Annotated in this window: 25 protein-coding genes; 3 read left to right on the forward strand and 22 right to left on the reverse strand. The window is 63.7% G+C overall.

What is annotated here, in order from left to right:
• Positions 1-2: 2 nt before the first annotated feature.
• Positions 3-2,330 (forward strand): GspE/PulE family protein, encoded by a 2,328-nt coding sequence (locus LSQ66_RS14525; RefSeq protein WP_231765914.1) that lies wholly within the window; start codon positions 3-5, stop codon positions 2,328-2,330.
• Here the strand turns inward: LSQ66_RS14525 and LSQ66_RS14530 are convergent.
• The 12 genes from LSQ66_RS14530 to rpsF all read right to left on the reverse strand — a co-directional run bounded on the left by LSQ66_RS14530 (position 2,323) and on the right by rpsF (position 10,201).
• Positions 2,323-2,775 (reverse strand): GNAT family N-acetyltransferase, encoded by a 453-nt coding sequence (locus tag LSQ66_RS14530; RefSeq protein ID WP_231765915.1) that lies wholly within the window; start codon positions 2,773-2,775, stop codon positions 2,323-2,325. The two genes, LSQ66_RS14525 and LSQ66_RS14530, sit on opposite strands and share 8 nt — an antisense overlap.
• Positions 2,772-3,290 (reverse strand): GNAT family N-acetyltransferase, encoded by a 519-nt coding sequence (locus LSQ66_RS14535; protein ID WP_231765916.1) that lies wholly within the window; start codon positions 3,288-3,290, stop codon positions 2,772-2,774. Before LSQ66_RS14535 ends, LSQ66_RS14530 begins: the two co-directional genes overlap by 4 nt.
• A complete protein-coding gene (locus LSQ66_RS14540; RefSeq protein ID WP_231765917.1) occupies positions 3,278-3,844 on the reverse strand; it encodes a helix-turn-helix domain-containing protein in 567 nt (188 codons plus the stop codon). Before LSQ66_RS14540 ends, LSQ66_RS14535 begins: the two co-directional genes overlap by 13 nt.
• Positions 3,845-3,876: 32 nt before the next feature.
• A complete protein-coding gene (locus tag LSQ66_RS14545; protein WP_231765918.1) occupies positions 3,877-4,434 on the reverse strand; it encodes a nucleotidyltransferase family protein in 558 nt (185 codons plus the stop codon).
• On the reverse strand, positions 4,431-5,402 hold the full coding sequence (locus LSQ66_RS14550; RefSeq protein WP_231765919.1) for a bile acid:sodium symporter family protein: 972 nt from the start codon (positions 5,400-5,402) through the stop codon (positions 4,431-4,433). Before LSQ66_RS14550 ends, LSQ66_RS14545 begins: the two co-directional genes overlap by 4 nt.
• A 73-nt stretch (positions 5,403-5,475) precedes the next feature.
• Positions 5,476-6,486, reverse strand: coding sequence for an inorganic phosphate transporter (locus tag LSQ66_RS14555; protein ID WP_231765920.1), 1,011 nt, complete (start codon positions 6,484-6,486; stop codon positions 5,476-5,478).
• 33 nt (positions 6,487-6,519) lie between these two features.
• Positions 6,520-7,146 carry a DUF47 domain-containing protein gene (locus LSQ66_RS14560; RefSeq protein ID WP_231765921.1) on the reverse strand — a complete coding sequence of 209 codons (627 nt, stop codon included), beginning with the start codon at positions 7,144-7,146 and terminating at the stop codon, positions 6,520-6,522.
• Between the two features lie 55 nt (positions 7,147-7,201).
• Entirely contained in the window at positions 7,202-8,602 is a 1,401-nt protein-coding gene (locus LSQ66_RS14565; protein WP_407659522.1) for a replicative DNA helicase, read from the reverse strand.
• Between the two features lie 112 nt (positions 8,603-8,714).
• Positions 8,715-9,167, reverse strand: a complete 453-nt coding sequence (gene rplI / locus LSQ66_RS14570) for a 50S ribosomal protein L9 (RefSeq protein ID WP_231765922.1) — start codon at positions 9,165-9,167, stop codon at positions 8,715-8,717.
• Positions 9,168-9,188: 21 nt separating this feature from the next.
• Entirely contained in the window at positions 9,189-9,479 is a 291-nt protein-coding gene (gene rpsR, locus LSQ66_RS14575; RefSeq protein WP_107143310.1) for a 30S ribosomal protein S18, read from the reverse strand.
• Position 9,480: 1 nt separating this feature from the next.
• A complete protein-coding gene (priB, locus tag LSQ66_RS14580; RefSeq protein ID WP_231770115.1) occupies positions 9,481-9,801 on the reverse strand; it encodes a primosomal replication protein N in 321 nt (106 codons plus the stop codon).
• Between the two features lie 19 nt (positions 9,802-9,820).
• A complete protein-coding gene (gene rpsF / locus LSQ66_RS14585; protein WP_231765923.1) occupies positions 9,821-10,201 on the reverse strand; it encodes a 30S ribosomal protein S6 in 381 nt (126 codons plus the stop codon).
• 218 nt (positions 10,202-10,419) lie between these two features.
• Between rpsF and lexA the strand changes: the two genes are divergently transcribed.
• Both lexA and LSQ66_RS14595 read left to right on the forward strand, forming a co-directional pair.
• On the forward strand, positions 10,420-11,061 hold the full coding sequence (gene lexA / locus LSQ66_RS14590; RefSeq protein WP_231765924.1) for a transcriptional repressor LexA: 642 nt from the start codon (positions 10,420-10,422) through the stop codon (positions 11,059-11,061).
• A 2-nt stretch (positions 11,062-11,063) separates the two neighbouring features.
• A complete protein-coding gene (locus LSQ66_RS14595; RefSeq protein WP_231765925.1) occupies positions 11,064-11,690 on the forward strand; it encodes a glutathione S-transferase family protein in 627 nt (208 codons plus the stop codon).
• A gap of 49 nt (positions 11,691-11,739) precedes the next feature.
• On the opposite strand, the gene LSQ66_RS14600 is transcribed toward LSQ66_RS14595, so the two are convergent.
• From LSQ66_RS14600 to LSQ66_RS14645, 10 genes are all read right to left on the reverse strand, one after another.
• Entirely contained in the window at positions 11,740-12,189 is a 450-nt protein-coding gene (locus LSQ66_RS14600) for a hypothetical protein (protein ID WP_231765926.1), read from the reverse strand.
• Between the two features lie 79 nt (positions 12,190-12,268).
• The gene (locus tag LSQ66_RS14605; RefSeq protein WP_231765927.1) at positions 12,269-13,504 is read right to left on the reverse strand and encodes a cystathionine gamma-synthase family protein; all 1,236 of its coding nucleotides are present in this window, start codon (positions 13,502-13,504) and stop codon (positions 12,269-12,271) included.
• Positions 13,504-15,027 carry an amidophosphoribosyltransferase gene (gene purF / locus LSQ66_RS14610; protein WP_231765928.1) on the reverse strand — a complete coding sequence of 508 codons (1,524 nt, stop codon included), beginning with the start codon at positions 15,025-15,027 and terminating at the stop codon, positions 13,504-13,506. Before purF ends, LSQ66_RS14605 begins: the two co-directional genes overlap by 1 nt.
• Before the next feature lie 37 nt (positions 15,028-15,064).
• Positions 15,065-15,553, reverse strand: coding sequence for a CvpA family protein (locus LSQ66_RS14615; RefSeq protein ID WP_231765929.1), 489 nt, complete (start codon positions 15,551-15,553; stop codon positions 15,065-15,067).
• A gap of 22 nt (positions 15,554-15,575) precedes the next feature.
• A complete protein-coding gene (locus LSQ66_RS14620; protein WP_231765930.1) occupies positions 15,576-16,490 on the reverse strand; it encodes an SPOR domain-containing protein in 915 nt (304 codons plus the stop codon).
• An 11-nt stretch (positions 16,491-16,501) separates the two neighbouring features.
• On the reverse strand, positions 16,502-17,791 hold the full coding sequence (folC, locus tag LSQ66_RS14625; RefSeq protein ID WP_231765931.1) for a bifunctional tetrahydrofolate synthase/dihydrofolate synthase: 1,290 nt from the start codon (positions 17,789-17,791) through the stop codon (positions 16,502-16,504).
• A 58-nt stretch (positions 17,792-17,849) separates the two neighbouring features.
• Entirely contained in the window at positions 17,850-18,722 is an 873-nt protein-coding gene (accD, locus tag LSQ66_RS14630; RefSeq protein ID WP_231765932.1) for an acetyl-CoA carboxylase, carboxyltransferase subunit beta, read from the reverse strand.
• A gap of 109 nt (positions 18,723-18,831) precedes the next feature.
• Positions 18,832-19,629, reverse strand: a complete 798-nt coding sequence (trpA, locus tag LSQ66_RS14635) for a tryptophan synthase subunit alpha (RefSeq protein WP_231765933.1) — start codon at positions 19,627-19,629, stop codon at positions 18,832-18,834.
• A 102-nt stretch (positions 19,630-19,731) separates the two neighbouring features.
• Positions 19,732-20,964 (reverse strand): tryptophan synthase subunit beta, encoded by a 1,233-nt coding sequence (trpB, locus tag LSQ66_RS14640; protein ID WP_231765934.1) that lies wholly within the window; start codon positions 20,962-20,964, stop codon positions 19,732-19,734.
• The gene (locus tag LSQ66_RS14645) at positions 20,948-21,640 is read right to left on the reverse strand and encodes a phosphoribosylanthranilate isomerase (RefSeq protein WP_231765935.1); all 693 of its coding nucleotides are present in this window, start codon (positions 21,638-21,640) and stop codon (positions 20,948-20,950) included. Before LSQ66_RS14645 ends, trpB begins: the two co-directional genes overlap by 17 nt.
• Positions 21,641-21,647 lie beyond the last annotated feature (7 nt).

A 21,647-nucleotide genomic window follows, 5' to 3' on the forward strand; every position in this document is an offset into this window, starting at 1 on the left:
CCATGGGCGACACCGACCTGCGTCTTGAGTTTTTCCGCAAGCTGCAAGCGGTCACCACGAAAATCCACGCCACGAGCAAGCTCGATGAGATCATGCTCGACCTGGGCATGGAGTTCTGCGACCTGTTCCAGTGCGACCGCTTCACCCTCTATGCGGTGGATGGAGACTGCATCGTTTCAAAGGTGAAGACCGGCCTCACATCGTTCAAGGACCTTCGCCTGCCCGTCACGCCGCAAAGCATTGCGGGCTATGTGGCCCTGAACCGCCAGGTGCTCAATATCTCCGACGTCTACGACGAGCAGGAACTGCGCCGCATCTCGCCGGAGCTGCGCTTCCAGCAGGCCGTGGACCAGCGCACCGGCTACCGCACGCGCCAGATGCTGGTGGCGCCCCTGGTCTCGGTGCAGTCGAAGGAGATGCTGGGCGTGGTCCAGTTCATCAACACGCGCAGCGGCCAGCCATTCACTCCCATCGCCGTGGAAGGCGTGCGCGAATTGTGCGAGACCCTGTCGGTGGCGTTCAGCCAGCGCATGAAGCCTCCCCAGCTGGTGCGCAGCAAGTACGACGGCCTGGTGGAAGATGCCGTGCTCGCGGCGCCCGAGCTGGAACTGGCCATGCGCTCGGCGCGCAAGAAGGACTCCGACCTCGAAGAGGTGCTGCTGGAAGAATTCAACCTGAAGCTGGGCGCCATCGGCCAGTCGCTGTCCCGTTTCTACGGCGTGCCCTACGAGCCTTTCAAATCCGAGCGCGTGAAGCCCGTTGAACTGCTGCGCAACCTGAAGCGCCAGTTCGTCGAGGAGCATGGCTGGGTGCCCCTGGACGACACAAAGGAAGGCCTGGTGGTGCTGGCGATCGATCCGGAAGCCACCGCGAATGCGCGCCTGGTCACCCAGATCTTCCCGAAATCGAAGAAGCTTCAGTTCCGCGTAACGACGGCCCGCGAGTTCGAGCTGACGCTGGACCAGTTCTACGGCGCCGCATCGGGCGACAGCGCCAGCGTGGGCGAACTGCTGTCCGGGATGGATGTGGACGACGAGGACGGCGAAGCCTCGGCCGATGTCTCGGAAGCGGTGGAGAACGAGCTGGTCAAGCTGGTCAACAAGATCATCGTGGACGCCTACCGCCAGGGCGTGTCGGACATCCACATCGAGCCACTGCCCGGCAAGGGAAAGACGGGCGTGCGCTTCCGCAAGGACGGCACGCTGGTGCCCTATATCGAGATTCCCGCAGCCTACCGCGCCGCGCTGGTCGCACGCATCAAGATCATGTGCGACCTGGACATCTCCGAGCGCCGCAAGCCGCAGGACGGCAAGATCAAGTTCCGCAAGTACGGCCCGCTGGATATCGAGCTGCGCGTAGCCACCATTCCCTCCACGGGCGGCGTGGAAGATGTGGTGATGCGTATTCTCGCAGCGGGAGAACCGATCCCGCTGGACAAGCTGGGCGTGCTGCCCGCGAACCTGGAGCGCCTGCGCTCGGCCATCGAGAAGCCCTATGGCCTGTTCTTCGTCTGCGGCCCCACCGGCTCGGGCAAGACCACCACCCTGCACTCGGTGCTGAACTACCTGAACACGCCGGACACCAAGATCTGGACGGCGGAAGACCCGGTCGAGATTACGCAGAAAGGCCTGCGCCAGGTGCAGGTGAACCGCAAGGCGGGCCTCGACTTTGCGACCGTGATGCGCGCCTTCCTGCGCGCCGACCCGGATGTGATCATGGTGGGCGAGATGCGCGACAAGGAGACCGTGAGCATGGGCATCGAAGCCTCGCTCACCGGCCACCTCGTGTTCGCCACGCTGCATACCAACAGCGCGCCCGAATCCATCGTGCGCCTGCTGGACATGGGCATGGACCCCTTCAACTTCGCCGACGCCCTGCTGGGCATCCTGGCACAGCGCCTGGCCAAGCGCCTGTGCACCAGCTGCCGCGAAGCCTACCATCCCACGGAGCTGGAGCTGCAGGTGCTCCTGATGGAATACTGCGAAGAGCTGAACAACACCGAGGCCTTCCAGCGCGACGAAACGGGTTCGCGCGCCGCCGTGCTGGCGGGCTGGCGCGAACGCTACGCCGACGACAAGGGCCGTTTCACGCTGTACCGCGCGGTCGGCTGCGAGGAGTGCAACAAGGGCTACCGCGGCCGCGTGGGCCTGCACGAACTCATGATCGGCACGGACAAGGTCAAGAAGCTGCTCCAGGAGCATGCTCGTGTGGCCCAGCTGCTGGCCGCCGCGCTGGAGGACGGGATGATGACGCTGAAGATGGACGGCATCGAGAAAGTGCTGGCGGGTCTCACGGACATCAAGATGGTCCGCATGGTCTGCATCAAGTAAGCCGCTTGGCGTAGCAGCCCGCCAGGGCATTGCCCTCGTACTTGCCGAAATTGCCGATGCGGCGGTAGCCGTGCTTCAGGTAGAAGGCCGTCGCGCGTTCGTTCACGAGCCGCGTTTCCAGCCACAGCTCGCGGTAGCCCATGGCCGCTGCCGCCGACTCAAGGTATGCGAGCACGGCGCGCCCCACGCCCCTGCTTCCGGGCCGTGCATACATGCGCTTCAGCTCCGCCACGCCATCCTCCAGCGGCCGCACGGCGCCGCAGCCGAGCGCCCTGCCCTGGGCGTCGCGCGCCACCACGAAGCATCCGCCTGCGCCGCGCACATCGTCCGCGCTGAACGACGCCTTGCCGCTGTCGCCGGTTATCGCGGCCAGCGCGGCGGACAGTTCGCCGATCAGCTGCGCCGCATCGGCCGATTCGGGGTCTTCGGCTTCGATGCGGATCACAGGCGCTTGTACATCACGGTGGTGGAGCCCAGCGTACCGTCGGGCATGGTAGCGAAATCGGGAATCGTGCCGCAGACCTGGTAGCCGAGCTTGAGGTACATGGGCTCGGCCTGATAGCCGGTGCAGGTATCGAGCACGATCAGGCTGCGGCCTTCTTCGCGTGCGCAGGCCTCGGCATGCAGCAGGAGGGTCTGGGCGATTCCCTGGCGGCGTGCGCGCGAATGCACCAGCATCTTCGCGATCTCCGCGCGGTGGCGGCCATTGGGCATCCCTGCCAGCACCAGCTGGGCCGTGCCGCAGATGACGCTGTCCTCGCCGCGCATCGCGAACAGGCGGCGCTCCCTGCGCTCCAGCGAAGGCACAAGGCCAAGCCAGAAGGCGCGCGCCTCGTCATGCGGGAAAGGCAGCTCGAAGCCCACGCTGGCTCCGTTCAGCACACAGTCGCGCAGCACCTCGGCCAGCGCATCCGCCTCGGCGCGCAGGCCGGCGGCATCGAGTTCGATCAGGGTTCGCATATTGCTATCAGGTAGTGGGCGGCGTGGGGGCCGGGGCAGTGGAACCGGGTGGCGCCGAAGAGATGGAAGCGCAGGCAGTCGCCCTTCTGCAGGCGGTGGGTGACACCCTCCAGCGTGTATTCAAGGACGCCGCTCAGCATCCACATGTGCTGTTCGAGTCCGCGCACCGGCGGCAGCGGATAGTCGATGACCGCGCCCGGCGGCAGGCGGCCTTCGATCAGCTCGGTGCGAAAGCCCTTGGCGGGCGGCGACACCATGCGGCGCGTAAAACCGCTCTCGATATCGGCCCAGGTGGACTGTTCGGCGGCCCGTATCAGCTGCGCGGGCTGGGCCTCCGCCTCCGCGATCAGCCGCGACATCGGCATGGCGTAGACGGCGCACAGCTTGCCGAGCAGTTGCGCGGTGGGGCTGGTTTCGCCCCGCTCCAGCCGCGACAAGGTCGCGCGGCTGATGCCGCTGGCATTGGCCAGCTCCTCCAGCGAGAAGCCGCGCTCCTCGCGCAGCGCCGCAAGCCGTTCGATCAGCCGCAGCTCAAATGCGTTGTCATTTCCCATATTCGAGACAATATCTCAAATATGAGACAACATCAAGCCATTTCGGTCCTCACCTGCGGCCATCGTTCGCTGAAGCGCTTCTGCGCAAGGCGGGCAGCGAATTCCTCTTTACTTACTGACGCCGGATTGCGGCGCACACGCATGGCGAAAAGGTCTTCCAGGCCATGGGGCGCGACGACCCGCACGTCGCCGCCATGCAGAGCAAGTCCCACGCAGGTCGCAAATTCTGGCCAGCCTGCGACACCCGCCTCAAGGGAAGGAATCGGAGCGATGGGCCGCCCGAATTGGGCCGCGTACCAGCGGTGCACGGTAGCCTGGTTCGTCACTTCCCATGGGATACCGGGTGCGGCAAGCGACAGCCGGAGCTCCAGTTCTTCCTCATTCTCGGCGCCGTGCAAGAAGTAGACGAAATCGACGTCGGCCAGCGCGGGCGGCATGGTGCGGCCATGCAGGGCGTCCCAGACCAGCGTGCGCACTGCTCCGGCGCCGATGCACCAGTCCTTCAAACCCAGCGAGGCGCCCGCCTTCAGGAGAGGCATGAACCACGGACTGGCATGTGCCAGGGCGCGCAGCTGCGCGGCGTGCTTCACTGCGAATCGCGTTTCGCGAAGCGCTGGGCGAGAACAGCGCAGACCATGAGCTGGATCTGGTGGAAGATCATCAGCGGCAGGATGATCATGCCGAGCGAGGACGCCGCAAACAGCACCTTGGCCATCGGCACGCCGCTCGCCAGGCTTTTCTTCGAGCCACAGAAGACGATGGTGATCTGGTCTTCCTTGTTGAAACCCAGCCTGCGGCTGAACCAGCCCGAGAGATAGAGCACCACGGCCAGCAGCACGCAGGAGACCACGACCACGCCGGCGAGCGCCTCCACCGGCACCTTGTGCCACAGGCCTTCCACCACCGCCTCGCTGAACGCCGTATAGACCACCAGCAGGATCGACCCCTGGTCCGTGTATTTGATGAGGTGCTTGTTGCGGTCCACCCAGTGGCCGATCCAGCGGCGCATGACCTGGCCCGCAATGAAAGGCGCAAGCAGCTGCAGGGTAATCGCAATCACCGCGTCCGCCGGAGAACGGGCCGTGGCGCCGGTGGCGACAAAAGCGCTCACCAGCAGCGGCGTGAGGAAGATGCCCAGGAAGTTGGACGCCGACGCGCTGCACACCGCCGCCGGCACATTCCCCCGCGCCATGGACGTGAAGGCGATGGAGGACTGCACGGTGGACGGCAACATGCACAGGAAAAGGAAGCCGACATAAAGCTCCGGCGTCAGCACGCTGCCCGCGAGAGGCTTCATCAGCAGGCCGAGCACGGGGAACATCACGAAGGTGAGGCACAGCACCAGCAGGTGCAGCCGCCAATGCGTCAGCCCCGCGATCACGGCCTCGCGCGAGAGCTTCGCGCCATGGAAGAAGAACAGCAGACCGATGGCAAAGGTGGTGATCCTGCCCATAACGACGGCGGTAGCGCCTTCGCAGGGCAGCACAGTCGCCAGCGCGACGGTAATCAGGAGTGCGGCGGTGAAGCCGTCGGGAATGATGCGGGTCAGAAGTCTCATCGGGACATTCTAACCTCTGCGGGCGAAAAAAAAGGGAGCCGGCGGCCCCCTTTTTTCTGCAGCGCGCAGCTGCTTACATGATGTGCGTGCCGATCCACCAGCCGATGGCGGCTACGAAGGCGGATGCGGGGATCGTGAAGATCCAGGCCCACACGATGTTGCCCGCCACGCCCCAGCGCACGGCCGACAGGCGCTGCGCCGAACCGACGCCGACGATGGCGCCGGTGATGGTGTGGGTGGTGGAAACGGGAACGCCCCAGAAGGACGCCATCAGCAGCGTGATCGCGCCGCCGGTCTCCGCGCAGAAGCCGCCTACGGGCTTGAGCTTGGTGATCTTCTGGCCCATGGTCTTCACGATGCGCCAGCCGCCGAACAGGGTGCCGAAGGAAATCGCCGCATAGCAGGCCACGATGACCCAGGTGGGCGGCGCCGCGTCGCCCGCCGCCACGTGGCCGGAGGCGATCAGCAGCATCCAGATGATGCCCATGGTTTTCTGCGCGTCGTTGCCGCCGTGGCCAAGGCTGTAGCCTGCCGCGGACGCCAGCTGAAGGCGGCGGAACCAGCCGTCGATCTTGCGCGGTGTGGAGCGCACGAACACCCAGGACACCAGCAGCATGATGACGGAACCCAGCACAAAGCCCAGCAGCGGCGCCACCACGATGAAGACGACAGTCTTGATCAGGCCACCGGAGATCAGGGCGCCCGTGCCCGCCTTGGCCACCGCGGCGCCCACCAGGCCGCCGATCAGGGCGTGCGAGGAAGACGAAGGAATGCCGTAGTACCAGGTGATCAGGTTCCAGACGATGGCGCCCACCAGGGCCCCGAAGATCACGTAGTGGTCCACCACATGGGGGTCGATGGTGCCCTTGCCGATGGTGGTCGCCACCTTCAGACCAACCACGAAGATCGCGATGAAGTTGAAGAAGGCGGCCATGGCCACCGCGGTCTGCGGTTTCAGGACGCCGGTGGACACCACGGTCGCAATCGCGTTCGCGGCATCGTGGAAGCCGTTCATGAAGTCAAACACCAGCGCGAGGAAGATCAGTGCTGCCAGGGCGTAGATGCTGATTTGGAGGGTCTGCATAGATTATTCTTTTCTGATGCCTGCGAGGGCTTTTTATGCGTTTTCGACGATGATGCCTTCGATGATATTGGCCACGTCTTCGCAGCGGTCCGTCACCGTTTCCAGGATCTCGTAGATGGCCTTCATCTTGATCAGGTTGCGCACGTCAGGCTCGTCGCGGAACAGCTTGGACATGGCGGCGCGCATCACGTGGTCGGCGTCCGATTCCAGGCGGTCGATCTCTTCGCAGATGGCCACGATGTCGCGCGCATTGTTCATGTTGGCCAGCAGGGCCACGGCGTCCTTGACCTTCTCGCAGCAGGCCAGCACCAGTTCGGCCAGGCGCTTCGCTTCCGGGGTCACGGAGTGCAGGTCGTACAGGGACACGGTCTGGCCCGCGTCTTCCATCATGTCCAGGATGTCGTCCATCTTGGTGATGAGCTTGTGGATGTCGTCGCGGTCGATGGGGGTGATGAAGGTCTTGTGCAGCAGGTCGACGCAGGTATAGGTGATCTTGTCGGCCTGCTTCTCGATGCTCTCGATGGCGTGCACGCGGTTTTCCAGGTCGTCGAAGCTGGTCATCAGGCCCAGCATCTCGCGCGCGCCCTTCACGCACAGTTCCGCGTGCTGGTTGAACAGGTCAAAGAATTTGCCCTCGGTGGGCATCAAGCGTCCAAACATTTTATTCTCCGTTAATTGATTCGTCGGTACTGCCAGGGCCGAGGGCCCCTCTGGGTTAGTCGCCTTGGTAGATCGACAGGTTACCCGTGTAGTTGCCAAACTTGGTGTACATGCCCATCCACGTCAGGCGGATCGCGCCAATCGGGCCGTTACGCTGCTTGCCGATAATGATCTCGGCCGTTCCCTTGTCCGGCGAGTCGGGGTTGTACACCTCGTCGCGGTAGAGGAAGATGATCACGTCCGCGTCCTGTTCGATAGCGCCGGATTCGCGCAGGTCGGACATCACGGGACGCTTGTTCGGTCGTTGCTCCAGGGAGCGGTTCAGCTGCGACAGCGCGATCACCGGGCAGTGCAGCTCCTTCGCCAGGCCCTTCAGCGAACGCGAGATCTCGGAGATCTCGGCGGCGCGGTTGTCGCCCGGCTGCGAGCCCTGCATCAGCTGCAGGTAGTCCACGATGATCAATCCCAGCTTGCCACATTGGCGCGCCAGGCGGCGCGCGCGGGCGCGCATCTCGATGGGGTTCAGGGCCGGCGTCTCGTCGATATAGAGCTGGGCCTCGTTCATCTTCTGGATGGCGTGCGTCAGGCGCGGCCAGTCCTCGTCGTTCAGCTTGCCGGTCCGCAGGCGGTGCTGGTCCAGCTGGCCCACCGAGCCCAGCATACGCATGGCCAGCTGGGCGCCGCCCATCTCCATGGAGAACACGGCCACGGGCAGGCCCGCCTCGATGGCGACGTTCTCGCCGATGTTCACGGAGAAGGCGGTCTTGCCCATGGAAGGACGGCCCGCCACGATGACCAGGTCGCCCGGCTGCAGGCCGGAGGTCATGCGGTCCAGGTCGATAAAGCCCGTGGGCACGCCCGTGATCTCGCTGCCGCTGTCGCGCGAGTAGAGTTCGTCGATGCGCTCCACCACCTGGGTCAGCAGGGGCTGCACGGCCGTCCAGCCCGAGGCGCCGCGCGCGCCCTGCTCCGCGATGGCGAAGATCTTGGACTCGGCCTCGTCCAGCATCTGCTTGACTTCCTTGCCCTGGGGGTTGAAGGCGTTGCCCGAGATCTCGTCGGCCACGGTAATGAGCTTGCGCAGCACGCCGCGGTCGCGCACGATCTCCGCATAGCGGCGGATGTTCGCGGCGGACGGCGTGTTCTGCGCCATGGCGTTCAGGTACTGCAGGCCGCCCACCTCCTCGGCCTTGCCGAGCATGGTGAGGGTTTCGAAAACGGTGATGACGTCGGCGGGCTTGCCGGCGTTAATCAGGCGCACCATCTGTTCGAAGATGATGCGGTGGTCGTAGCGGTAGAAATCGTCCGCGTGCATGAAGTCCGCGATACGGTCCCAGGCCGCGTTGTCGCGCAGCAGACCGCCGATCACCGATTGCTCGGCTTCGATGGAATGGGGCGGGATGCGGAGGGCGTCGACTTGCGGATCGGATGGAGCGGCGGCGTTCATGGCGGGCATTATACCTGCTTCAGCAAGGCGTCAAAAAATTCCGGCAATAAAAAAGCCGGGGCGAACCCGGCTTTTTTATTTGTACAACAGTCTTGGCGTGGAAGGAATTCCAGGCCTGGACTTAGGCAGCTTCGCCCACGACGGCGACGGTCACTTCGACCACCACGTCGGTGTGCAGCTGCACGGACACAGGGTGCTCGCCCGTGGTCTTCAGCGGGCCGGTCGGCATGCGCACGGCAGCTTTTTCCACGGCGAAGCCGGCCTTGGTCAGGGCTTCGGCGATGTCGTAGTTGGTCACGGAACCGAACAGGCGGCCATCCACGCCGGCCTTCTGGGCCACGGTGACGGTCATGCCGTTCAGCTTCTCGCCTTGCGCCTGGGCGGCAGCCAGCTTGGCAGCGGCGGCTTTTTCCAGTTCAGCGCGCTTGGCTTCGAATTCGGCCACAGCGGCGGTGGTGGCACGGCGTGCCAGTTTTTGCGGGATCAGGAAGTTACGTGCGTAGCCGTCCTTGACCTTCACCACGTCGCCCAGGTTGCCGACGTTGATAACTTTTTCCAACAGAATGATTTGCATAGTGTTCTCCAGGATGGCCGATTAAGCGTGGTGCAGATCGGTGTAAGGCAGCAGGGCCAGGTAGCGGGCGCGCTTGATGGCGGTGTCCACTTGACGCTGGTAGTGCGCCTTGGTGCCGGTCAGACGGGCTGGCATGATCTTGCCGTTTTCCTGGATGAAGTCTTTCAGCGTGTCTACATCCTTGTAGTCCACTTGCTCAACGCCGGCGGCGGTGAAGCGGCAGAACTTCTTGCGCTTGAACAGAGGATTTTGCTGCTTGCGCTTTTCTTTCAGCTTAGCTTTGTTTTTGTCGAACTTTTTACCGAATGCCATTTTAGGCTCCTGTATCTAAATGTGCGCTGCTCTCGGCAGCACGGAAATCAATGATGTGAAATACCAGGCTTTTGCTGTTGCGGTTTTTCTTGGCCAGGAAACCCGTGAACTCGTAGACTCCGCCCAGGGCCGCCGCGTTGAACCGTCCTGAAATCTCCCCCGCAGCGACTGCGGCGATGTCGAACTCGGTCAATCGGGCGATGCCTGCCTCCATCTGTTGCGAACTGTGCTGCAGTACTGCATTCACAATCGGCAGACCGGCCGGGGTGTAGCGCAAGGCGTCCCGTTCGGTGATGAGGGCGGTGAACTGGAGTTGGTTCAGTTCCGTTTCCTGCTAAGACTTAGGCCGCTGCGGCTGCTGCTGGTGCTTCGGCGCGATGGCTCTTGGCCGCGTCTTCACGCTGGACCGACTTCATCATCGGCGAAGGAGCGGTTTCCGCTTTCTTCATCTTGACGGTCAGGTGACGCAGCACGGCATCATTGAATTTGAATGCGGTTTCCAGTTCGACCAGAGTCTCGTTGTCGCACTCGATGTTCATGCAGATGTAGTGTGCCTTGGCCAGTTTCTGGATCGAGTACGCCATTTGACGGCGGCCCCAATCTTCCACGCGGTGCACGTTACCGCCGCGCGAGGTCACGCTGGCCTTGTAACGTTCGATCATCGCGGGCACTTGCTCGCTTTGGTCCGGATGGACGATAAATACGATTTCATAGTGACGCATGCAAACTCCCTTAAGGACTGTGAAAATAGCCCACCCCGGCGTCAAGACGAGTGTGGGAAGAGGTAAGCCCGCAAGCATAGCAGGTTTCGCTGCTGATTGGAAGAGCGGCCAGGGGGACAGACCCCTTTAAGAAATATTTCGCCCAAAACAACAAATTCCTTGCAATATCCCTCGCACTGTACAAAAATACAGTCTGTCGATATCCACAGTGACACACCATGATCAAGCTGACTGCAAGGCAAGAAGAAATCCTCAATCTCATCAAGGACGCGATCGAGAACACCGGATTCCCGCCGACCCGCGCCGAGATTGCGGCCGAGCTGGGCTTCAAGTCCGCCAACGCCGCCGAGGAGCACCTGAAAGCGCTGGCGCGCAAGGGCGCCATCGAAATTACCGCCGGCACCTCGCGCGGCATCCGCCTGCTGGGCTCCTTTGCCGAGTCCAGCACGCCGATGGCGCACGTCCCTGCCCCGCTACTGATGAGCCTGCCGCTCATCGGCCGCGTCGCCGCCGGTTCCCCCATCCTGGCCCAGGAAAACCTGGAGACGAGCTACAGCGTCGACCCCAGCCTGTTCACCTCCAAGCCGGACTACCTGCTGAAAGTGCGCGGCGAGTCCATGCGCGACGTGGGCATCATGGACGGCGACCTGCTGGCCGTGAAGAAGGTGGACAGCGCCAAGAACGGCCAGATCGTCGTCGCCCGCCTGGGCAACGAAGTCACGGTCAAGCGCTACCGCCGCGTGGGCTCGGTGATCGAACTGCTGCCGGAGAACTCGGACTTCAAGACCATTACCGTCAACCCCGATGACGAGTTCGCGCTGGAAGGCTTGGCCGTCGGCCTGCTGCGCACCTGGCACTGAGCATGGGGTTCCAGCTTTACGGCAGCTGCGAGTCCGGCCACAGCTACAAGGTTCAGCTGATGCTGAACGTGGCGGGCGTGCCGCACGAGTACGAGGAGATCGACCTGCGCCTGGCGCGGGAAGACCGTCCCGAGCCTTTCCGCAGCCTGGCGAAATACGGCGAAGTGCCGCTGCTGGTGCATGACGGCAGGCCCTATGTGCAGTCCAACGCCATCCTGCTGCACATGGCCGAACACCTGAACGCCTATGGCGGCGAAACGCAGGAGCGGCTGGAACGCGTGCGCGAATGGCTGTTCTGGGAAGCGAACCGGGTCGGCATGTCCATGGCCCACCTGCGCTTCGGCCAGAAGTTCGACGACGAAGGCGCTTATTCGGGCACGGTGCTGCCCTGGTTCCGCCGCCGCTTCGATGCGGACATGATCCGTCTGGAAGAAGAGCTGGCGGACGGCCGCGCCTTCATCCTGGACGACCAGGTCAGCGCAGCCGATTTTTCCCTGTGCGGCTATATGTACTGGCCCGGGCAGGCCAGCGTGAGCTATCCGCCGCTGGTGCAGGCCTGGCTGAACCGCATCGCGGCCCTGCCAGGCTGGCAGCATCCTTACGAGATGCCGGGCGCCGATCCCTGGTAGTTCAGGCCAGAGCGGCGATCTTCAGGCGCCGGACGCCGATCCCTGGAAATTACCTGGGCTTGGCCGATATCACGGGCCGGCTGCGCGATTCCCACGCCAGCTCGCGGCGGCGCGCCTCCGTCGCCCGGCGCGCCTCCATAACTGCAAACTGGGCCAATTCCAGCTCCGCCATCTGGCGCGATAGCGCGACCCAGTCCGCATGCTGTTTTTCGACACCGGCTACTGCCGCCTGCGCCTCTTCCGAGAACGCCACGAACAGCTCTACCGGGAATTCCTTATTGTTGACCAACTCGGCGTTCAACCGGTCGGCAAAGCGCTTATAGCAAGCCTGCCAGCTCCGGTATGCCGCTTCCGTGCGCTGCGCAGCCTCCTCATTGCTTACCGGCTTGAGTGCGGGCGGCTCGCAGCCCGACTGACTGTAGCCGAGATGGTCGAATGGGGAGGCGGCCGATGCGGCGGTTGTCAGGGCGGCCAGAACAATTGCGCTCAGGGCTTTCATGTAAGGCTCCTTTCAGGATTGAGAGACTGCAGCACACCTTATCTCATCTCCGGAAGAGGAGCAATTCACTTGCATTGCGCTATCCAGCCGATAGCGCACCCCGGAAATCTTCCAGCAGATCGGCCGTATCTTCGATGCCCACCGAAACGCGGATCAGCGATTCGGCGATGCCCATGGAGGCGCGGCGCTCAGCCCCCATTTCGTAGAAGATGGTGTGCGCCACCGGAATCACCAGGGTGCGCGTGTCGCCCAGGTTCGAAGCCGGGACGGCGATCTTCAGGCGGTTCAGGTAGTCGAAGCAGTCGATGCCCTCTTTCAGCTCGAAGCTGAACAGCGAACCATAGGCCTTGAACAGTTCCGTGGAAACGCCGTGCTGGGGATGCGAGGCCAGGCCCGGGTAATACACGGCGGCCACCCTTTCGTCCTTCTCCAGCATTTCAGCCAGCGCCCTGGCATTGGCGCAGGTACGCTCCATGCGCAGCGCCAGCGTTTCAGCACCCACGGCGATATGGTGGGCCGCTTCCGGCGCCAGCGAAGCGCCGAAGTCGCGCAGGCCCTTGGCGCGGATCTGGGTGATGCCCCACATCGCAGGCGCCGCCTTCTTGTAGTTCTCGAAGATGTTCGGGAACTTCGACCAGTCATACATGCCGGTGTCCGTCAGGCTGCCCCCCAGGGCGTTGCCATGGCCGCCGATGGACTTGGTCAGCGAGTTCACCACCAGGCCCGCCTTCACCGCCTTCGGGCGGAACAGATAGGGCGTGGTCATGGTGTTGTCCACGATGTAGAGGATGCCGCGCTCTGCGCACAGCTCGCCGATGCGCTTCAGGTCCGCCACCTGGGTGCGCGGGTTGGCGATGGTCTCGACGAAGACAAGGCGGGTGTTCGGCTTCAGCGCCGCGGCCACGTTGGCCACGTCGGTCGCATCCACGAAATCCACACCCACGCCCTGCCCTGCCACCGTCTGCCACAGCGAGTTCGTGTTCCCGAACAGGAAGGAGGACGACACCACATGGTCGCCCGAGCGCAGCAGGCCCTGGAACACGGCGCCGATGGCGCCCATGCCCGTGGCGAAGCACAGCGTGGCGACGCCGTCCTCCATCTTGTTCACCTTGTCCTCCAGCGCCGACACGGTGGGATTGCCCTGGCGGCCGTAGCGGAAGCCGGGCTCCTTGCCCTGGAAGACGGAAGCCAGCTGGCGCGCGTCCGAATAGCCGAAGGCCACGGCGGTGTGGATGGGCTTGTGCAGCGAGTTCTGCTCGACCGGCTTCTGCCGGTCGTTGTGCAGGATGGTGGTGGTGAAGCCGTACTGTTTCATCAAGCTTCCGTGGTGGCGTAGTTGAGGTTCAGCTGGGTGCGCGCCGCATCCTCCACGCCCTTCTCCTTCGGATGGTGGCGTGCGTATTCGATGCGGTCCAGGTAGTCGGCCGACACGTCGCCCGTGATGTACTTGCCGTCGAAACAGGAAGCCTCGAACTGCTTCAGTTGGGGGTTCACGTCGGAGATGGCCTTCTTCAGGTCATCCAGGTCCTGGTACACCAGCGCGTCGGCGGTGATCTCCTTGCACACCTCTTCCACGGTGCGGCCATGGGCAATCAGCTCGTCGCGGGTCGGCATGTCGATGCCGTACACGTTCGGGTAGAGCACGGGCGGCGCGGCGGAGGCAAAGATCACCTTCTTCGCGCCGGAGTCCCGCGCCATCTGCACGATCTCGCGGCTGGTGGTGCCGCGCACGATGGAGTCGTCCACCAGCAGCACGTTCTTGCCCTTGAATTCATCGCCGATGGCGTTCAGCTTCTGGCGCACGGACTTCCTGCGCAGCGACTGCCCCGGCATGATGAAGGTGCGGCCGATGTAGCGGTTCTTGATGAAGCCTTCGCGGTATTCCTTGCCCAGGCGCAGGGCCAGCTGGATGGCGGCGGGACGGGAGGAATCCGGAATCGGCATCACCACGTCGATATCGTCCGCCAGGCCTTCGCGCTTGATCTTGTCGGCCAGGTACTCGCCCATCTTCAGGCGGGTGCTGTACACGGAGGCGCCGTCGATCACGGAATCAGGACGCGCCAGGTAAACGAACTCGAAGACGCAGGGATTGAGCGAAGGATTATCCGCGCAGATGCGGCTGTGCAGCTGGTTGTCGGCATCGATGAAGATGGCCTCGCCCGGCTCCACGTCGCGCACGAAGCGGAAGCCCATGCCTTCCAGCGCCACGGATTCCGAGGCGATCAGGTACTCCTTGCCCTGCGGCGTATCGTTCTCGCCCAGGCAGAGGGGACGGATGCCATGCGGATCGCGGAAGGCCAGCATGCCCACGCCAGCGATCTGCGCCACGGCAGCGTAGCCGCCGCGCACGCGGCGGTTCAGCACCGTCACGGCCTGGAACAGGGTAGCCGGTTCCAGCGAATAGCCGGTGGTGGCTTTCTGGATCTCGTGGGCCAGCACGTTCAGCAGCACTTCCGAATCGGAGTCCGTATTGATGTGGCGGCGGTCGTTCTTGAACATCTCGTTCTTGAGCTGTTCCCAGTTGGTCAGGTTGCCGTTGTGCGCCAGGGTGATGCCGAAAGGCGCGTTCACGTAGAACGGCTGCGCTTCCTCTTCGCTGGACGAACCGGCGGTGGGATAGCGGCAATGGCCGATACCGGAATTGCCCATCAGCGAACGCATGTTACGGGTGCGGAAAACGTCGCGCACCAGGCCATTGGCCTTGTGCATGCTGAACATGCTGCTATGGTTGGTCGCGATGCCTGCCGCATCCTGGCCGCGGTGCTGCAGAAGCAGCAGCGCGTCATACAGCAGCTGGTTGACGGGTTGGTGGGAAACGACGCCGACGATGCCACACATGGTGTGCTCCTAAACGAATGCTACGGATTTGAGGTATTCAAAATTGCACGTGCTGCGCCAGGGCAGCCGGCAGAAATGGTTTCACGGTGCGGGCGCCGTCTTCCGCCAAAGGGCTCAGCAGCGCGCGCTTCCAGAATTCCTGCTGCGGGATCGACGTCATCCCGCACAATATGACGGCGGCCAGCACGATTACAAGGCCGCGGCCCAGTCCAAAGATGGTGCCCAGCAGGCGGTCCGCCACCGTCAGCCCACTAGCTTCGATCAGCGCGCCCACGGCCATTGACAATAAACCCATCAACAGGCGCGCGCCGATGAACAGCACGACGAAGGCGAGGATCAGGCGGATCACTTCACCCGGAATGGCCGGGGGCAGCATGGCGGCTAGCGAAGCCCCAAAAGCATTCGCAACCACGAAAGCCACGACCCAGCTGGCCAGCGACAGTATTTCCTTCACCAAGCCGCGCATGATGCTGATGATGAGCGAAGCAATCAGCACGAACAGCACCAGGTAATCGAAAATCGTCACGCCGACTGCTCGCTGCAATGCCTCAGACGGTTCCGAGCTTGCCGCTCAGGCCAATCTTTGTCAGCTTGGCACGCACCTTCTCCGCTTCTTCCTTGCTGGCGAAAGGACCGGCCTGCACGCGCGTCAATTCGCCGTTGGCCGTGCTCACCTTCTGTGCCGTGGAACGGATGCCTGCCTCGCGCAGCTTGCCCTGCAATTCTTCTACCTTGTCCTGCTTCGACAGTGCCGCAATCTGGATCACATAGCGGGTGGAGGCGGCAGGTTTGCCTTCCAGGATGGCCAGGGCGCGGGCATCGTCGCTGCGGCTCTCCTTGGGCTCCGGCTTGGCCTCGGCGCGCTTGGGCTCGGGCTTCGCCTCCTTCGTTTCCGGCTTGTGCTCGTTTTTGGCAAGCTTCGCCTCGGGCGCTTTTGGCGCCTCCTTCACTTCCGTTTTCGGCGGCTTGCCGGCCGGCTCCGGCGCCAGCTTCACCTCGGCCACCGGCGGCGGCGCGGTCACCGTCTTGGCGGGCGGCGGCTCGATGATTTCTTCGCTCTTGTCCAGGGCTGCGGCCTGCTCCACTTTCGCCGGGGCGGCGGGCGCGGGCTGCGGGGCGGCCTCCATCGGCTTATCCTTGGACGGGATCTGGATGGCGATATCGTTGGCGAGGGGCTTGGGTTCGGAATCGAGGATCATCGGCAGGCCGATGGCGACGGCCAGCGCCAGCGCGACGGCGCCTACCAGGCGGCGGCGGGCGCGCTTCTTTTCCGGCAAAACGGGATCGGCGGCGGCATCGCGCGCGGCGCGGCCACGGTTGCGGGTGGCCCCGCCCTCGCTGTGGGAAGCGCGCTTGGACTTGGCCTTGTCGGCCAGCGACCTGTCGTCTGCTGCGCGATAGTAGCCACTGTCTTCGCCAGTGGATTCCTGCTTGTTTTTACCGAGTTTCGAGAACAAGCCCATGCGTGAGTTTCTCAGTGGAGTGAGGACTTTCGTGCCGCCATGACGCCTGCCACGGTGAGGAACGATCCAAAGACCACAATTCTATCATTCTCCCCGGCACGGCTCAGCGCATTCGCGTAGGCCTGGGCGGGAGTCTCGAAAACATTGATGGTTCGTTCAGCCTTGTCGGGCTGGTTCAGCTGGACCTTGGCCGCCAGCTCCTCCGCGCTCGCCGCGCGGGGCGACGGCAGGCCGGTGAGGCACCAGTGGTCCACATGCTCGGACATGGCCTTGATCACGCCGTCGATGTCCTTGTCGTGCATGGAGCCGAACACCGCGAAGGTGTAGGGATGGAAGCCCATATTGCCGAGGTTCTGGTTCAGCGCCGACGCGGCGTGAGGGTTGTGGGCCACGTCGAGAATGACGCTTGGGCGGCCCGGCAGCACCTGGAAGCGGCCCGGCAGCTCGACGGTCACGAGGCCGGTGCGCACTTCCTGCGCGCCCACGGGCAGCTCCAGCTTCAGCGCCTCCAGCGCCGCCAGCGCGGCCGAGGCGTTCAGCAGCTGGTTCGCGCCGCGCAGGCTGGGATAGGCCAGCGCGTTGCGGCGCATGGTGCGCCCGCCGTAGTTCCACTGCTGCTTGTCGCCCGAGTAGTTGAAATCGCGGCCCATCAGCCACAGGTCGGCGCCGATCTCGCGGGCGTGATCGATAAGCGACTGCGGCGGCACGGGATCGCTGCAGATGGCGGCTTTCCCGGTCCGGAAGATGCCTGCCTTCTCGAAGCCGATCTGCTCGCGCGTGCCGCCCAGGTAATCGACGTGGTCGATATCGACGGAGGTCACGATGGACACGTCCGCATCCACCACGTTCACCGCGTCGAGGCGGCCGCCCAGGCCCACTTCGAGGATGGCCACATCCAGGCCCGCCTTCGACATCAGGTGCATGATGGCGAGCGTGGTGAACTCGAAATAGGTCAGCGTGGTTTCGCCGCGCACCGCCTCCACGGCATTGAAAGCCTCCACCAGCTGCGCATCCGTGGCCAGATCGCCATTGATGCGGGCGCGCTCGTTGAAATCCAGGAAGTGGGGCTTGATGTACAGGCCAACCTTGTAGCCCGCGCGCAGCAGGATCGATTCGAGCATGGCGCAGGTCGAGCCCTTCCCGTTCGTACCCGCCACCATGATGACCGGACAGTTGAACGCCAGCTGCATACGCTCCTTGACGGCGCGCACGCGGTCCAGGCCCATATTGATCACGGTTTCGGCATGGCGCGACTCAAGCAGCGCAAGCCATTCTGGCAGGGTAGTCGGGAGTTGGGACATAGGAGGCACTTCAGGAAGACGGCACGCGGAAAGCCCCGCGCGCCATCGGGGATGGATCTCAGGCCAGCACTTCGGCGGCCTGGTTTTGCAGCAGCGCCAGCAGGCGGGCGATTTCCTCGCGCATCTTGCGGCGGTCGACGATCATGTCCACGGCGCCCTTCTGCACCAGGAACTCGGCGCGCTGGAAGCCTTCCGGCAGCTTCTCACGCACGGTGTTCTCGATCACGCGCGGACCGGCGAAGCCGATCAGGGCTTTCGGTTCAGCCATCACCACGTCGCCCATGAAGGCGAAGGAAGCGGACACGCCGCCCATGGTGGGATCGGTCAGCACACTGATGAAGGGCAGCTTCTTCTCGGCCAGCTTGGTCAGCATGGCAGTGGTTTTCGCCATCTGCATCAGCGACAGCAGGCCTTCCTGCATACGTGCGCCGCCGGTGGCGGTAATGCAGATGAAAGGCACCTTCTGCTCCAGCGCCACTTGTGCAGCGCGGGCGAAACGCTCGCCCACCACGGAGCCCATGGAACCGCCCATGAACTCGAACTCGAAGCAGGCCACCACGACGGGCAGGCTCATGATCGAGCCGCCCATGGCGATCAGCGCATCGGTCTCGCCGGTGGCTTCCATGGCCTGTTTCAGGCGATCCGGATACTTCTTGCTGTCCTTGAATTTCAGGGTGTCGACAGGCAGGGTCTCCTGGCCGATCTCATAACGGCCGCCTGCGTCCAGCAGCGCATCCAGGCGCTCGCGGGCGCGGATGCGCATATGGTGATCGCACTTCGGGCAGACGTGCAGGTTCGACTCCAGGTCCGTACGGTACAGGACGGCCTCGCAGGAGGGGCACTTGACCCACAGGCCTTCAGGCATCGTCTTGCGAGCGGCAGTGTCCGAGCGCTGGATGCGCGGCGGCAGCAGTTTCTCTAACCAGCTCATATTTTCTCCTGTTGCACTAACGTAGGCCGGAAGTGTAGCCGTTTTGGCCTGCCCTGTCGAACCTTCCCTCTAAAGTTGCAAGAGCCACAACATTACGCTCGGCGCACCCCTACGAATCAAGAGCCTGCCGGATGCCTGCCACGAAGGCCTGCACGGCGGCGGGCGCCGTTTCCGGCGTGGCTGCCTCGATTTCCTGGATGATGCGGCTGCCGATCACCACTGCATCCGCTACTGCCGCCACCGCCTTGGCCGTTGCCGCATCGCGGATACCGAAGCCCACGCCGATGGGCAGCTTCACGTGCTTGCGGATCGCCTCGATGCGCTGCGACACCTCGGCCGTATCGATATGGCCGGCGCCGGTCACGCCCTTGAGCGACACGTAATAGCTGAAGCCGCCGCCCACCTTCGCCACCTGGGCGATGCGCTGCTCGGTGGACGTGGGCGCCAGCAGGAAGATCAGGTCCAGTCCGGCGGCCCGCATCTTCGCGGCGAATTCCTCGCACTCTTCCGGTGGATAGTCCACCACGATGGCCCCATCCGCCCCCGCCTCTTTCGAGGCCGCAATGAACTCATCCACCCCAATACGCTCGATGGGGTTGGCATAGCCCATCAGCACCACAGGCGTATGCTGGTTAGTCTTGCGAAACTCCTTCACGTACTCAAACACATGGCGGATGCCGACGCCATGGACCAGGGCGCGCTCGCAGGCGCGCTGGATGACGGGCCCTTCCGCCATTGGATCCGAGAAGGGCACGCCGAGTTCCAGCACATCCGCCCCTCCCGCCACAAGGGCATGCAGCAGGGGCACGGTGGAAGCAGGCGCCGGATCGCCCGCGGTAATGAACGTCACCAGCCCGGTCTTCTTTTGCGCCTTCAGCGCCTCAAACGTCGCAGCAATACGAGACATATCTTCTCTCTCAGCAATTAGTTTCTTAATAGGGGACAGACCCCTTTAAGCAATATGGTTTGTTTCTTAAAGGGGTCTGTCCCCATTTAAGCAACAAAAGGCTTAGCTGAAGTTGAGGCCGGCGCGCTGGGCGACGGTGTGCATATCCTTGTCGCCGCGGCCGGAGAGGTTGGCCAGCACGATCTGGTCCTTCGGCAGCGTGGCCGCGAGCTTCACGGCGTAGGCCAGGGCGTGCGAGCTTTCCAGCGCGGGGATGATGCCTTCGATGCGGCAGCAGTCGTGGAAGGCTTTCAGCGCTTCCTCGTCCGTGATCGGCTCGTAGGTGGCGCGGCCGGAGTCCTTGAGCCAGGCGTGCTCGGGACCCACGCCCGGATAGTCCAGGCCCGCCGAAACACTATGGGTCTCGATGATCTGGCCATCCTCGCTTTGCAGCAGGTAGGTGCGGTTGCCGTGCAGGACGCCGGGGTAGCCCATCGTCAGCGAGGCGGCGTGCTTGCCGGTCTCGATGCCTTCGCCCGCCGCTTCCACGCCTACCAGCTTCGTGTCCTTCTGGTCGATGTAGGGGTAGAAGATGCCCATGGCGTTGGAGCCGCCGCCCACCGCCGCCACCACGTAGTCGGGCTGGCGGCCTGCCAGTTCGGGCATCTGCACCAGGCACTCTTCGCCGATCACGGACTGGAAGTCGCGCACCAGCATGGGGTATGGGTGCGGGCCCGCCACCGTGCCGATGATGTAGAAGGTGTTTTCGATGTTGGTGACCCAGTCGCGCATGGCTTCGTTCAGCGCGTCTTTCAGGGTGCGCGAGCCTGATTCCACGGGCACCACGGTGGCGCCCAGCAGTTTCATGCGATAGACGTTCTGCGCCTGGCGCTTCACGTCCTCGGAGCCCATGTAGACCACGCATTCGAGGCCGAAGCGCGCGCAGATGGTGGCCGTGGCCACGCCGTGCTGCCCCGCGCCCGTTTCGGCGATGATGCGCGGCTTGCCCATGCGCTTGGCCAGCAGCGCCTGGCCAATGACGTTGTTGATCTTGTGTGCGCCCGTGTGGTTCAGGTCTTCGCGCTTGAAGTAGATCTGCGCGCCGCCCGCGATTTCGCTCCAGCGCTTGGCGTGGTAGATAGGCGAGGGACGGCCGACGAAGTGTTTGAGCTCGTAGCGGAATTCTTCGAGGAAGGCCGGGTCCTGGCTGTATTTGGCGTAGGCTTCCCGGAGCTCGTCCAGGGCGTAGGTCAGGGTTTCGGCGACAAAGGAGCCGCCGTAGGGGCCGAAGTGGCCGGTGGCGTCGGGAAGCTGGTAGTCGGTGGCGTGGAACAGGCCTTTAGCTTGGGCTTTCATGGTGGGGATCTCTTTCAATAGTGGCATCGGCTGCCCGGACCGCCGCAATGAATTCGGCAATCAAACGGGCATCTTTGATGCCCTTGGCGGCTTCGACGCCACTACTGACGTCAACCGCGTAAGGGCGAACGCGTGCTACCGCGCCAGTCGCGTTGTGTACGCTCAAGCCACCACTCAAAACGGCCCGATGCGCGAGATCTTTTGGAATGAGAGACCAATCGAAAACCTTTCCTGCGCCGCCATAGGCATCCACGAAGGTGTCGAGCAGGAGGCCCGAGAACAGCTTGCTGGAGCTACGGCTTTGTTGTTCATATTCTAGCAGCTCTTCGCCGCTGGTGTCCGGTTTCACGCGGAAGACGCGCATGTAGGCGCGGTTGGCCGCGTGCGCCGCCTCGGCGCACTGCGCGGCCGTTTCGTCGCCGTGGAATTGCAGCAGGGAGACCGGGGCCGAGAGCACGGTGGCAGCCACTTCTTCCGCGCCGGCGTTGACGAAAAGGCCTGTCGCGGTAACGAAAGGCGGCAAGGTGGCGATGAGTTCCGCCGCGCGCTGCGGCGTCACATAGCGCGGGCTTTTGGGATAGAAGACGAAGCCCACCGCGTCGGCGCCCGCGCTCACGGCGGCGGCAACGTCTTCTTCGCGGGTCAGGCCGCAGATCTTGATGCGGGTGCGGTGCATGTGGTCC

This window comes from Massilia endophytica (genome assembly GCF_021165955.1).
In the GTDB taxonomy this organism is placed as follows: domain Bacteria; phylum Pseudomonadota; class Gammaproteobacteria; order Burkholderiales; family Burkholderiaceae_D; genus Rugamonas; species Rugamonas endophytica.